The following is a 13,773-nucleotide window of genomic DNA, read 5'->3' as shown; positions in this document are numbered from 1 at the left end:
ATGTCCGCTCGAGACCTGCCCGACGTCCGCGGCCATTTTGACGCCTTCGGTGGCCGCTTCGTCCCGGAGGCACTTCAGGCTGCCCTCAACCAGCTTGAGAAGACCTTTGAGGCCGCCCTCGCTGACCCCGACTTTCACGCCGAGCTGGATGTACTGCGTCGTGACTACGCGGGACGCCCCTCCCCACTGACGGAGGCCCCCCGGTTCTCCGAGTACGTGACCGAGCAGACCGGCCGCAAGGTGCGGGTCCTGCTCAAGCGTGAGGACCTCAACCACACCGGCTCGCACAAGATCAACAACGTGCTGGGGCAGGCGCTGCTGACCCGACGAATGGGCAAGCACCGCCTCATCGCCGAGACCGGTGCAGGTCAGCACGGGGTGGCGACGGCCACCGTCGCCGCCATGATGGGCATGGAGTGCCGGGTGTACATGGGCCAGGTCGACACCGAGCGTCAGGCTCTCAACGTCGCTCGTATGCAGCTCCTGGGAGCTGAGGTCGTCGCCGTGGAGGCTGGCTCTCGTACCCTCAAGGACGCCATGAACGAGGCCATGCGCGACTGGGTCGCCCACGTTGACGACACCCATTACCTCATCGGCACCGCGTCTGGCCCGCATCCCTTCCCCACGTTGGTGCGCGAGTTCCAGCGAGTCATCTCCGCTGAGGCGCGTCAGCAGTGTCTCGACCGCGCAGGGCGACTTCCGGACGCGGTTTGTGCCTGTGTTGGCGGCGGATCCAACGCCATCGGCTCCTTCGCCCAGTTCATCGACGACCCCGAGGTTCGCCTCTACGGATTCGAGGCTGGTGGCGACGGCGTCGAGACCGGACGTCACGCCGCGTCGATCACCGGAGGTTCGGTCGGCGTGCTGCACGGCACCCGCACCTACATCTTGCAGGACGCAGACGGTCAGACGATGGAGTCCCATTCCATCTCGGCCGGCCTGGACTACCCCGGTGTCGGTCCCGAGCACTCCTGGTTGGCTGCCAACAAGCGAGCCACCTATCTTCCCGTGAACGACCGTGACGCCATGAAGGCTCTGCGCACCCTCACCCAGACCGAGGGCATCATGCCCGCCATTGAGTCGGCTCACGCCGTGGCCGGCGTCCTGCGGATTGCCAAGGATCTGCCGGACCACGACGGCGAGCTGCCGATCGTCATCGTCACTGTGTCGGGACGAGGGGACAAGGACGTCGACACAGCCCTCGCATGGTTCGACATCGACGGCAGTGTTGACGCCACCACCGGAGGTATGGAATGACCAGCAGTGCGAGTGCCTACCTGAAGGCCCGTGAGGAGAATCGTCCGGCCCTGGTTGGTTACCTGCCGGTGGGGCATCCCTCGGTACCCGATTCCATCGACGCCATGAAGGCTCTCACGACCGGTACGACTGGTATCGGCGTCGATCTCGTCGAGATCGGGATGCCCTATTCCGACCCCATGATGGACGGGACCGTCATCCAGCACGCCACCACTCGAGCACTCGAGCGCGGGGTGCGCACTCGTGACACCCTGCTCGCTGCTGAGGCGGTGGCCGACACCGGCACCCCGTGTGTCGTCATGACCTACTGGAATCTCGTCGAGCACTACGGGGTTGACGCCTATGCCCGAGATCTGGCATCGGCCGGCGGGGCCGGACTCATCACCCCTGACCTCACTCCTGACGAGGCGAAGGAGTGGATGGCGGCGTCGGAGGCCCACGGTCTGGACCGAGTCTTCCTGGTGGCCCCGTCCTCGACCGACGAGAGGTTGGCTTCCACCGTCGCCGCCTGCCGTGGCTGGGTCTACGCCACCTCCGTCATGGGGGTGACGGGAACTCGCGCCCAGACCTCCTCGGCCGCCCCCGAATTGGTGGCTCGCGTCAAGGCCGTCAATTCCGAGATCCCCGTTGGTGTCGGTCTGGGCGTCTCCAACGGTGACCAGGCAGCTGAGGTTGGTTCCTTCGCTGACGGTGTCATCGTCGGGTCCGCTCTTGTCCGCGCCCTCGTCGAGGCTGAAGAGCAGGGGGAGACTGCACACATCGGTATCGACCGGATGCGCACCATCGTCGATGACCTGGTGTCCGGAGTGCGGCGGGCGCGACTCCAGTGAACCTGCTGTCGATCCCCAGCCCATCGGTCGAGGCCTTTCACCTCGGACCGCTGACGATTCACATTTACGCCCTGTGCATTCTGGCCGGAATCGTCATTGCCTACATCAGTGGCGAGCGTCGCTACCTCTCCCGAGGTGGTAAGCAGGAGCACTTCGAGGAGTTGTGTGCCCTCGCGGTCATCGCTGGCATCATCGGTGGGCGCCTGTACCACGTCATCACAGACCATCAGCTCTACTTCGGCCCTGGCCGGACCTGGTACCACTGTTTCTACATCTGGGAAGGCGGGCTCGGTATCTGGGGTGCCATCGCTCTGGGAAGCCTGGCGGTCTGGCGGTACTGCCGCCACAGGGGGATCATGTTCGCCTCGGTGGCCGATTCCCTGGCACCGGGCATCCTGGCCGCTCAGGCCATCGGACGTCTTGGGAACTGGTTCAACCAGGAGCTCTTCGGCCGCCCGACAACCTTGCCATGGGGACTTGAGATCGACCTCGCCCATCGGCCGGCGGGGTATCTGCAGTACGCGACCTTTCACCCCACCTTCTTGTACGAGCTGGTGTGGAGCTTGGCCGGGGCGGCGTTCCTGGTCTGGGCGGATCGTCGCTGGAAACTCGACCATGGCCGTTTGTTCACCCTTTACGTCGCGGTCTACACCTCTGGTCGTTTCTGGGTGGAGCGGTTGCGCATCGACCCGGCCCATCACGTGGGACAATGGCGACTCAACGACGTCACCGCCCTGGTGGTCCTCACCGGCGCGGTCGTCATTCTAATCATCCTGCAGCGCCGTCATGGCAAGGACGACGGGCACAGCGATCGCCCAGCTGCTCAAGCCAAGTGACTCTGCCGCAATGAGTCCACAACCCGGACATATGTGTCAAGGCGTGGTCATCGTGTGACAGTCTGTCCCCGGATCGGGTGTGCTTGCGCAATTGCAGCACACCTGTCTCCGTCGAAAGGAGTACCGATGATCTTCGGTCATCGCCCCCGGCAGGGCCTCTACGACCCCCAGTTCGAGCACGATGCCTGCGGCGTGGCCTTCGTGGCCACCATGACAGGCGTGGCCAGCCATGAGATCGTCGAGCAAGGACTTGAGGCACTGCGCAATCTTGACCACCGTGGTGCCACTGGCGCTGATCCGGCCGTCGGCGACGGCGCAGGCATTCTCCTCCAGGTGCCGGACGCCTTCCTGCGACGGGTCACCGGAATCCGCCTCCCGGAACCTGGAGCCTACGCCGTTGGACTGGCGTTCATGCCCCTTGACGAGGCCAAACGTGCCCGCGCCCGCGCTGCCATCGAGCTCATCGCTGCGGACGAGGGCATCGAGGTGCTGGGATGGCGTGAGGTCCCGGTCCACACCCACACTCTTTCCGAGGTGTCCTTGGGCACCATGCCTCATTTCGAGCATCTCCTCATTCGTGCCCGTGACGGTCGTATCGGTATGGATCTGGAGCGGCTGGCCTTCGTGTTGCGGCGACGTGCCCAGCACGAGGCCGGGGTCTACTTCGCCTCTCTGTCCTCGCGGACCCTGGTCTACAAGGGAATGCTGACGACCAACCAGCTCGAGGAGGTCTTCCCCGAGCTCCAAGACGCCGACTTGTCCAGCGCACTGGCCCTGGTCCACTCCCGGTTCTCGACGAACACCTTCCCGGCCTGGGAGTTGGCCCACCCGTACCGACTCATCGCCCACAACGGCGAGATCAACACGGTGCGCGGCAACCGCAACTGGATGCAGGCTCGTGAGGCCTTGCTGAAGTCCGACCTCATCCCAGGTGACCTGGCTCGGCTGTACCCCATCTGCACCCCGACTGGATCGGACTCAGCCTCCTTCGACGAGGTGCTCGAGTTGCTTCACCTGGGAGGACGCTCCCTGCCGCACGCCGTCCTCATGATGATCCCCGAGGCGTGGCAGAAGAACACCGAGATGACTCAGGAGCTGCGCGACTTCTACGAGTTCCACTCCTTCCTCATGGAGCCCTGGGACGGTCCGGCCTGCGTCACCTTCACCGATGGCAATCAGATCGGCGCAGTGCTTGACCGCAACGGTCTGCGTCCCGCCCGGTACTGGGTGACCGACGACGGACTGGTCGTCTTCGCGTCCGAGTCCGGTGTGCTTGACCTGCCGGCGGCCCGCGTCGTCGAGAAGGGACGCCTCAAGCCCGGACGTATGTTCCTCGCCGATCTCTCGGAGCATCGCGTTGTTGACGATGCCGAGATCAAGACCCGACTGGCTTCTGCCAAGCCCTATGGAGAGTGGCTCGACCAGGGTCGCATCGACCTTGACGACCTGCCCGAGCGCACCCACATCGTTCACTCCCATGCGTCCGTCACCCGTCGTCAGCAGCTCTTCGGCTACACCTCCGAGGAGCTCAAGATGCTTATCGCCCCGATGGCGAACCAGGGTGCAGAGGCCACGGGAGCCATGGGTTCCGACACTTCGCTGGCGGTCCTGTCGAATCGGCCACAAATGCTGTGGGACTACTTCAGTCAGCTCTTCGCCCAGGTGACGAACCCGCCGCTGGACGCCGTTCGTGAGGAACTCGTCACCTCCCTGACGGGTACCATCGGTCCCGAAGCCAACCTGCTTGAACCCGGACCGGAGTCCTGCCGTCAGGTGGTCGTCAACTACCCGATCATCGACTCCGACCAGCTCGCCAAGATCGTCCACATTGATGCCGACGGTGAGCACCCGGACCGCAAGACCCATGTCGTCCGGGGACTCTTCTCCGTCGAGGAAGGCGGTGAGGGTTTGCGACGTCGCATCGAGGAGATCCGGGCCGAGGTTTCCGAGGCCATCGCCGATGGAGCCACCATCATCGTGCTCTCGGACCGTCACGCCACCCGCGAGCTGGCCCCGATCCCGTCCCTGCTGCTCACCTCCGCCATCCACCACCACCTGGTTCGCGAGAAGACGCGTACCCAGGTCGGGCTGGTCGTGGAGGCCGGTGACGTCCGAGAGGTCCACCACGTCGCACTCCTCATGGGGTATGGCGCCTCGGCGGTCAACCCCTACTTGCTCTTCGAGTCGGCTGAGGACATGGCCCGCCACGAGGTGTGGGTCTCGGCTGACCCTGAGATCGCCATCCACAACGTCTACAAGGCTCTCGGCAAGGGTGTCCTCAAGACGATGAGCAAGATGGGCGTCTCCACCATCCCCTCGTACACCGGTGCCCAGATCTTCGAAGCCACCGGTCTATCTCAGGAGTTCATCGACGAGTACTTCACCGGGACGACCAGCCGTATCGAGGGAATCGGACTGACCGAGATCGCCGACGAGATCCTTGCTCGTCACCTCAGCGCCTACCCCGAAACCGGTGTACGTCTCGCCCACCGCACCCTCAAGCCCGGCGGTCACTACCAGTGGCGTCGGGAGGGAGAGGAGCACCTCGTCGACCCGGAGTCGATCTTCCGGCTCCAGCTGGCGGCTCGCACCAACGACTACGCCCAGTTCCGCCGCTACACCGACCACATCAACGACAACTCCAGCCGACTCATGACCCTGCGATCCCTGCTGGAGTTCCGCCACGATCGTCCGGTCGTGCCGCTGGAGGAGGTCGAGCCGGCCAGCGAGATCGTCAGGAGGTTCTCCACCGGCGCCATGAGTTATGGCTCGATCTCCATGGAGGCCCACCAGACCCTGGCCATTGCCATGAACAGGATCGGCGGCAAGTCGAACACCGGTGAGGGTGGCGAGGATCCCGAGCGTCTCCACGATCTGGAGCGTCGATCGGCCATCAAGCAGGTGGCCTCCGGACGATTCGGCGTGACGAGCGAGTACCTCGTCAATGCCGATGACATCCAGATCAAGATGGCCCAGGGCGCCAAACCCGGTGAGGGTGGCCAGCTCCCCGGACCGAAGGTCTACCCGTGGGTTGCGAAGACCCGCCACTCGACCCCAGGTGTCGGACTCATCTCCCCACCGCCTCACCACGACATCTACTCGATCGAGGATCTCAAGCAGCTCATCCACGACCTGAAGTGCGCCAACCCGCGGGCCCGCATTCACGTCAAGCTGGTTGCCGAGACCGGAGTCGGCACGGTTGCTGCCGGTGTCTCCAAGGCCAAGGCCGACGTCGTGCTCATCTCGGGCCACGACGGCGGAACCGGCGCGGCTCCGCTGACCTCGATCAAGCACGCCGGTGGTCCCTGGGAGCTCGGCCTGGCCGAGGCGCAGCAGACCCTGCTCCTCAATGGCCTGCGGGATCGTATCGTCGTGCAGTGCGACGGTCAGCTCAAGACCGGACGAGACGTCGTCATCGCCGCCCTGCTGGGTGCCGAGGAATTCGGGTTCGCGACCACGGCGCTCATCGTCGAGGGTTGCGTCATGATGCGCAAGTGCCACACCGACACCTGCCCGGTGGGTGTGGCGACCCAGAACCCTGAGCTGCGCAAGAAGTTCACCGGGGACCCTGACCACGTCGTCAACTTCATGATGATGATGGCCGAGCAGACTCGCGAGATCCTCGCCGAGCTGGGATTCCGCTCCATCGACGAGGCCGTGGGCCATGTCGAGGTCCTCGACACCCGTAAGGCCATCACCCACTGGAAGGCCAAGGGCCTCGACCTCTCACCGATCCTGCACCAGGTGGAACTGCCGGAGGGCACCCCGCTGCACCATGTCTGCGACCAGGACCACGACCTGGCAACGAGCCTGGACATGAAACTCATCGACATGTGTGCCGATGCCCTCACCGACGGCACCCCGATTCGACGGGAGCTCAGCATCCGCAACGTCGATCGCACGGTCGGCACGATGCTCGGCAGCCGGGTGACGGTGGCGACGAATGGCACAGGTCTTCCCGACAACACCATTGATCTCACCTTCACCGGTACCGCTGGTCAGAGCTTTGGTGCCTTCGTCCCACGCGGCATGACGATGAGGCTCGTCGGAGACGCCAACGACTACGTCGGCAAGGGATTGTCCGGTGGCCGGGTGATCGTCGCCCCGTCCGTGGAGGCGCCCTTCCGTCCCCGCGACCAGATCATCGCCGGAAACGTCGTCGGTTACGGCGCCACCTCCGGGCAGATCCTGCTGCGCGGCCAGGCAGGTGAAAGATTCTGCGTGCGCAACTCCGGAGCCACAGCGGTGGTCGAGGGGGTTGGCGACCACGGTTGTGAGTACATGACCGGGGGAGAGGCGCTCGTCCTCGGCGCTACCGGACGCAACTTCGCCGCCGGCATGTCGGGCGGGGTGGCATGGGTCCGTAATCTCGACGTCAACCGGCTCAACCCGGAGATGGTTGACGCCCTGCCGATGGAGGAGGCTGACGTCGATCGCGTCATCGAGCTGCTGACCTTGCACCAGACCGAGACCGGATCGACCCTCGCCGGAGAGATCCTGGCCGAAGGCCCGGAGTGCATCCGAAGTTCCTTCACCAAGGTGCAGCCGCGTGACTACGCCAAGATGATGAAGGCCATGGTCGAGGCCGCGGAACGCGGACTGGACGACAACGAGACGACCGAACTTCTCATGGAGGTGTCCCATGGCTGATCTGCACGGTTTCATGAAGGTGCCGCGACAGGAGGCAGAGCGTCGTCGGGTCGAGGAGCGCATCCACGACTGGAAGGAGGTCTACCCCGGAGGTCCCGGCCACGCCCTGTTGCCGATCATCACTGATCAGGCCAGTCGGTGCATGGACTGTGGTGTGCCGTTCTGCCACACCGGGTGCCCGCTGGGCAACCTCATCCCGGACTGGAACGACCTCATCTGGCGTGACGAGTGGCGTGAGGCCCTGGAGTCCCTGCTGGCGACCAACAACTTCCCGGAGTTCACCGGTCGCCTGTGCCCGGCTCCCTGCGAGACTGCCTGCGTCGAGGGAATCAACCGTGACCCGGTGACGATCAAGAACATCGAGGTCGCGATCATCGACAAGGCGTGGGAGGACCGTCGCGTCATTCCCATCGTCCCCGAGTGGCACTCCCTCAAGACGGCCGCCGTTGTCGGGTCCGGTCCTGCCGGTCTGGCAGCAGCCCAGCAGCTCACCCGCGCCGGCCACACCGTCGTCGTCTACGAGCGGGACGACGCCATTGGCGGCCTGCTGCGCTACGGCATCCCGGACTTCAAGATGGAGAAGTCGGTCCTGGACCGTCGTATCAAGCAGATGGTGCTGGAAGGCACCGTCTTCAAGATGAACACCGAGATCGGCGTGGACATCACCGGCGAGCAGCTGCGCGAGCGCTTCGACGCCGTCATCCTGGCCACCGGTGCCACCGTGCCGCGCATGCTGGACGCCCCGGGGATCGAGCTCGACGGTGTCTGTTACGCCATGGAGTACCTCACCCAGCAGAACAAAGTGCTGGCCGGGGCCGATGTTCCCGACCAGATCCGCGCCGACAACAAGCACGTCGTCATCATCGGTGGGGGAGACACCGCCAATGACTGTGTCGGCACTGCGGTGCGTCAGGGGGCGGCATCGATCACCCAGCTGCAGTACAACCCCGAACCGCCGAAGGATCGTCCGGCCAATCAGCCGTGGCCGACCTATCCGCTCATCCTGCGTGTCTCCAGCTCCAATGAGGAGGGCGGTGAGCGGGTCTACTCGACCAACACCGTCGAGATCGTCAGCGATGACGAGGGCCACGTCAAGGCCGTCCGAGTGGTCTCGGGCCATCGTGACGAGAACCGGGTCTTCATCGCTGACGAGGGCAGTGAGCACGACCTTCCGGCCGATCTGGTCATCTTCGCGATGGGATTCGCCCACCCCGAGCATGATGGCGTCGTCCAGGAACTTGGACTGGAACTCGACGGTCGCGGAAACATCGTCCGGAATGACGCCTACGAGACCAACGTCCCGGGGGTCTTCGCCTGTGGTGACGCGGGTCGTGGTCAGTCCCTGGTGGTCTGGGCCATTGCGGAGGGACGGGCGGCGGCCAACGGCGTCGACGCGTATCTCAAGGGTTCGCGATCAGTGCTGCCGAAGCCGGTCAAACCCTCTGATCGTCAGATGATGGTCTGATCTCGACGGGGAAGAAGCCTTGTGGGTTCGACAGGAGATACCGGGTGGGAGGAGACTGCTGGGATGAACGATGATCAGCAGGATCTCGATTCGGCGATTCATCACGCCAAGGTGCTGACGTGGGTGTGCGTCGCCCTTTTCGTGGTGCTTGACGTCGTCGGGCTGACGGCATCGAGCCAGAGCGATCCGCGCTTCGTGCTGGGCGCCTTCGGTGGGGCTGCCTCCTTCCTGGGCATCATCGGTGCCGGGGTCTGGTGGGCCTATCTGGCCTCCCAGCGCAGGGCTCGGTCCTTGGATGACCGTCTCGATCACGAACTTGGCATGGATGACGAGCACGACGACCGTCGTGAGCCACCCTCCGTCTAGTGTTCCGCCATGAATGACGACCTGCGACGCAGAACCGTGTTGGGCGCCTTGACGGGCGCGATCATGGCCGCACCCCTGGCTGCCAGAGCAACGCGCGCCACGGCCTCCGAACATGGCGACTTCACCATCGTCGCCGTCGACAGTCAGATGTCTGACGGTCAGTACTGGCTGAGCCTGGGAGCAGTGCATCGGCTCGGGGACATCTGATGGTCGTCCGAGCGGTCTCCCGCATACCGGTGCATGATCCGGATCTACCACACAGTACTGCGGTCCGGCTTGGAGGCCGGGCCGCAGTAGGTGCTCAGGGTCACTCGTCACTTGAGTTCGCGGTGGGGTGAGGTCTCCTGAGAGGTCGCGGGGGAATCGACGACCTCACCCTCGATGAGGGTATTGCGTGGATCTCGCCGCACTGCCGAGGAAATGGAGTTCGCGATCTTGTGGACGCCCACTGCGATGGCGATGTTGGCAATGCCGTAGAGCAGGACGCCGATGGCCAGCAGCCAGCTCATGGCCACCACGCCGAATCCGGGGTGAACGAGGATGACGATGCCCAGCACGAACAGTCCGATGCCGCCGCCGAGCATCCAGGCCCAGGCCCTCTCGGTGACGAACCTCATCGGCAGGGAAAAACCGGTCGCCGCAACGCCGAGGAGAACCAGCCAAACTCCGAGGAGGATGGCGATGACGTGGAGTGAGAATCCAGGGTGGATGATGAGGACGAGGCCAATGATGATGCCGATAATGCCCCAAGCTCTCATGAACCCGGTGCCAACCATGCCGCGAAGGGCCTGAGCATTGATGAGAGTCATGACGGAGTCGACGATGGCGTAGACACCGACGATCACCACGAGGGCCTCCATGGTCTGGTGGGACCAGACGACAGCCATCACCGCCGCGATGATCGCGAGGATCCCCTTCGTGAGGGGAACCCACCAAATTGACTTCCAAGTTTTTGTCAGGGTCTGCGACGACATGATTCAAGTCTACGTGAGGACCTCAGGTCCGGTGAGTGCTGACTGCCGTTCGGGTGCTGGTCCGGAGGGTTTCGAGATCGTCCATGCACAGCTGAGCGACCCTGGCGAAGAGGAAGTCGATGACGGCCAACTGAGACATTCGGCTGGACATCGCTCCGGCCCGGACCTGGGTCTCGCGGGCTGGGGTGACGAGAACGTGATCCGACAGCTGCGCGACGGGGGATTGGGGCACTCCCGTCATGGCGACTGTCGTGGCACCGTGGGCCCGAGCCACGGTGAGAGCCTCGACGACTTCCTGGGTGTTACCGCTGAACGAGATCCCCACGGCGACGCACGCCTGTCCGCACAGTGCGGCATGGACGAGTTGGACGTGGGTGTCGTTGTGATGCTGGCAGACCAGACCGATGCGTTCCAGCTTCTGGGAGAGATCGTCGGCCACGAGCCCGCTGGAACCGACCCCGAAGAGGACGGTCCGCGGCGCGATGGAGATGGCGCTGGCCACGGCTTCGAGCTCTTCCGGGTCCACCGATCGGGCGGTGTCCTCAATGGTGCGAGCCTCATGGAAGGCGATCTTGGAGATCATCTGTTCCAAGGTGTCGTCAAGCGAGATGGTGCCCTCGGCTACCGACGAGCGCTCCATCTCAATGCTGCGGCGAGACAGGTCACGGGCAAGCTCGGCGCGCAACTCGCGGCAGCCCTTGAGTCCAAGGGCACGACAGAAGCGCACCACGGATGCGGGGGATACTCCAGCAGCCTGGGCGAGCCGGCTGGTTGATGCTTCGAGTGCCCAGTCCGGTTCAGCAAGGACCACTGCGGCAACCTGCGCCTCCGCCGGGCGCATGGTGGACCTGGCCATGTCGATGCGGGGTAACAGGCTGCCAGCCATATGAAAAATCCTTCCATGATTAACGATTCTCGTGCAACATCGTTTTACGCCGTCTGAACTGTTTAGTCCTGCTGCGGACCGTGGAAACACAGTGTGGTCTATGTGGCCCACACGGTTGTACAGAGGGCGTGGTTCCAAGACATGGAACCACGAAGTTTTGTCGTCGCAGGAGGCGAGTCCATGGAGCATCTCACTAGGCTCACCACCACGGAGGGTCGGAATCCGGCCAGCGAGGGTCTTGATCAGCTGACGACCCTCGAGGTGCTTCACGTCATGAACGATGAGGACCACCGTGTTCCTGATGCCGTCGCCCGGCAGCTTCCTGCCATTGCGGCGATCGTCGAGGCTGCGGTGGCGGGATTGTCGGCCGGTGGTCGGCTGATCTCTATGCCGGGGCGGGAACGAGTGGGCGGCTGGGGGTTCTCGACGCTGCCGAGTGTCCTCCCGCCTTCAGCACGCATCCCACCATGGTCGTCGGTCTCATTGCCGGTGGCCAGCAAGCCATGTTCCAGGCAGTTGAAGGAGCGGAGGACGACCAGGAGCGCGGGGCTGAGGAGATCAATGCCCTGCATCCCGGGCCGCACGACGTCGTCGTCGGGCTCGTTGCCTCCGGGCGCGCCCCGTGGGTGATAGGAGCAGTGCGTGCTGCCAAGCAGGCCGGTGCCCTCACGGCGTCGGTGTGTTGCAACCAGGACGCCCTTATCAGTGACGAGGTCGATCTGCCCGTCGAGATCGACGCCGACCCTGAAGTGCTCACCGGGTCGACCCGTCTGAAGGCCGGAATGGCACAAAAACTCGTCCTCAACACGATCTCGACGGCGACCATGGTCGGGCTTGGCAAGATTTACGGGTATTTCATGGTCGACGTCTCTCCGAGCAACGAGAAACTGCGGCAACGTGCCGTGTCCACGACGGGATACACCCGGGACCAGGCCGTTACCGCCCTTCGTGAGGCTGACGGCCACGCCAAGATGGCATCGTTCATCGTCGCTGCCGCGGCATCAGAACTAATAACAATTGTAAAAATTCTCAGCGCTAAACATGTAACCCTGGCAGACGGCTTGTTCGCGCCGAGTATGAACAAAAACGGCAGACGTGCCAACCCGTTACGGAGCATGTTTGAAGAATCGCCGGGAGAATGCATATACGCGAGTTTCCCCGTCGTTGTGGCATGTTGGGAGGCAGGACGGTCGAAAGGAGTCGGCCTCCCTAAACATAAAATCGCGTGAAAATTGGAAATACGGTAGGAATCAAGGAAGTGATGACGATGAAAGCTCGCGGTCATATTACCCGGAGAAGACTGGTGCTGGGCACGTGTGTTGCGTCTGCGGCGGCGGTTATGAGCCCGGCGTTCACGTTGGAATCGAACGCTGCGTTTGGAAAGTCAACCACAATGTGGAATGAATCAATGGGTGACGCGTTAAAATGTTTTCCCGTGGGTGGCGGATATCACACAGGAAGAGATATTCCTCCGGGCTTCCAGCAAACCGCCTGGACGGGACTGGACCGTGCCGTAGGGGTTTCGGAGTCTGGTGTTGAGGTGAACCCACAGTTCGCTACGCCGTCGTTCTGTTCCTCGGCTGTCTATCTTCTGCTACTGAAAAGCATTGAAATGTACGAAAAATCCTGCGGGCACGTCCTCCCAGAGAAGCAGTGGGAGTACCTGAAGCCTTACACTGTCGAGAATCGGGCGTACCCAATCCAAGCCGACGGAGTTGGAGCGTGGGGTCGAGCAAATGCTAATGGACCTGGCTTGGCTGAACTTGTTCATGAATTGGGAATCGGAACCAATATGTACATTGGTACAACAGATGAGTACATAAACTCAAGCGACCGCAATGCACTATTCGCCAGTATCCGCAAATTCGATTATATGAAGATCTTCTGGAGCGATGAGATAGGAAAAGATGAGTCTGGTCACATGGTGGTTGTTCTAGGAAGGTCTATTGAGCGTGACCAAGCTGGCCATAGTGTGGGCCTGCTGCACTACTGGTCTTCCAACGGGTCACACACCGATATAAATGGCGGGTATGGAATTAAATGTGTCTCGGTGGATAAAATTCATCGGGCCGTCATAACACGAATCGATTGGCCTTGGAAGCTGTGGAGCACCGAGGTGATGAGACCCGATGATGTGTGCGCGCCTCTGGCTGAGATCGCTAAGGACAGGAGTATGACACCCGAAGAGATGAAGCGATTGGTGGATGCCAAAAGCTTCTGGCCAAGAAGGGTGCGGAGATCATCGCATGATACTGACGCCGAGAGGGGCATGAGATGAACCGTATTCGGAGCTTGGCCCGGTTTCCTGGACGGTTTATGTTGGTTGAATTATGCCGCCGCGTTAGTGGCGGTGTGAGGGGTTTCGAACTCGTAGGGTGACGGCCTCCCACAGCCGATGTCCGAACAGCCAGCTTGTGTACTGGCTGGCCTGGTGCGCATGCATGATCGTCCCCCGGGGTGGTTGGCGTTGCCGGCGGGCTATCTGCAGCGTGTTGACCATCAACTCGGT

General features: G+C 63.0%; 10 protein-coding genes and 1 pseudogene. 9 read left to right on the top strand and 2 right to left on the bottom strand.

Annotation, left to right across the window (positions count from 1 at the left end; translation table 11 throughout):
• The 7 genes from trpB (at position 1) to PALO_RS05290 (ending at position 9,611) form a co-directional block, all read left to right on the top strand.
• Positions 1-1,257 (top strand): tryptophan synthase subunit beta, encoded by a 1,257-nt coding sequence (gene trpB, locus PALO_RS05320; protein ID WP_015582720.1) that lies wholly within the window; start codon positions 1-3, stop codon positions 1,255-1,257.
• Positions 1,254-2,087: a tryptophan synthase subunit alpha gene (trpA, locus tag PALO_RS05315; RefSeq protein WP_004811361.1), complete on the top strand. Its 834-nt coding sequence runs from the start codon at positions 1,254-1,256 to the stop codon at positions 2,085-2,087. Before trpB ends, trpA begins: the two co-directional genes overlap by 4 nt.
• Complete coding sequence (gene lgt / locus PALO_RS05310; protein WP_015582719.1) at positions 2,084-2,923, top strand: prolipoprotein diacylglyceryl transferase; 840 nt, start codon at positions 2,084-2,086, stop codon at positions 2,921-2,923. The genes trpA and lgt overlap by 4 nt, the downstream gene beginning before the upstream one ends.
• A 126-nt stretch (positions 2,924-3,049) precedes the next feature.
• Entirely contained in the window at positions 3,050-7,573 is a 4,524-nt protein-coding gene (gene gltB / locus PALO_RS05305) for a glutamate synthase large subunit (RefSeq protein WP_015582718.1), read from the top strand.
• Positions 7,566-9,038, top strand: a complete 1,473-nt coding sequence (locus PALO_RS05300) for a glutamate synthase subunit beta (protein ID WP_015582717.1) — start codon at positions 7,566-7,568, stop codon at positions 9,036-9,038. The genes gltB and PALO_RS05300 overlap by 8 nt, the downstream gene beginning before the upstream one ends.
• A 63-nt stretch (positions 9,039-9,101) precedes the next feature.
• Positions 9,102-9,404: a hypothetical protein gene (locus tag PALO_RS05295; RefSeq protein WP_015582716.1), complete on the top strand. Its 303-nt coding sequence runs from the start codon at positions 9,102-9,104 to the stop codon at positions 9,402-9,404.
• A gap of 9 nt (positions 9,405-9,413) precedes the next feature.
• A complete protein-coding gene (locus PALO_RS05290; protein ID WP_015582715.1) occupies positions 9,414-9,611 on the top strand; it encodes a hypothetical protein in 198 nt (65 codons plus the stop codon).
• A gap of 107 nt (positions 9,612-9,718) precedes the next feature.
• Here PALO_RS05290 and PALO_RS05285 read toward each other — a convergent pair whose 3' ends face one another.
• On the bottom strand, positions 9,719-10,378 hold the full coding sequence (locus PALO_RS05285) for an HdeD family acid-resistance protein (RefSeq protein WP_015582714.1): 660 nt from the start codon (positions 10,376-10,378) through the stop codon (positions 9,719-9,721).
• Between the two features lie 22 nt (positions 10,379-10,400).
• Positions 10,401-11,273: a MurR/RpiR family transcriptional regulator gene (locus PALO_RS05280; RefSeq protein ID WP_177166481.1), complete on the bottom strand. Its 873-nt coding sequence runs from the start codon at positions 11,271-11,273 to the stop codon at positions 10,401-10,403.
• Positions 11,274-11,444: 171 nt separating this feature from the next.
• On the opposite strand from PALO_RS05280, the pseudogene murQ reads away from it, so the two are divergent.
• Positions 11,445-12,253: pseudogene (gene murQ, locus PALO_RS05275) on the top strand (N-acetylmuramic acid 6-phosphate etherase); the annotation flags it as partial.
• 272 nt (positions 12,254-12,525) lie between these two features.
• On the top strand, positions 12,526-13,542 hold the full coding sequence (locus tag PALO_RS05270) for a hypothetical protein (RefSeq protein WP_015582711.1): 1,017 nt from the start codon (positions 12,526-12,528) through the stop codon (positions 13,540-13,542).
• The last annotated feature ends 231 nt before the right edge of the window (positions 13,543-13,773 follow it).

The sequence above is a fragment of the Cutibacterium avidum 44067 genome, from assembly GCF_000367205.1.
Classification (GTDB): Bacteria; Actinomycetota; Actinomycetes; order Propionibacteriales; family Propionibacteriaceae; genus Cutibacterium; species Cutibacterium avidum.
The sequence above is the reverse complement of the archived record's forward strand: the minus strand, read 5'-3'. Positions and strand labels throughout refer to the sequence as shown.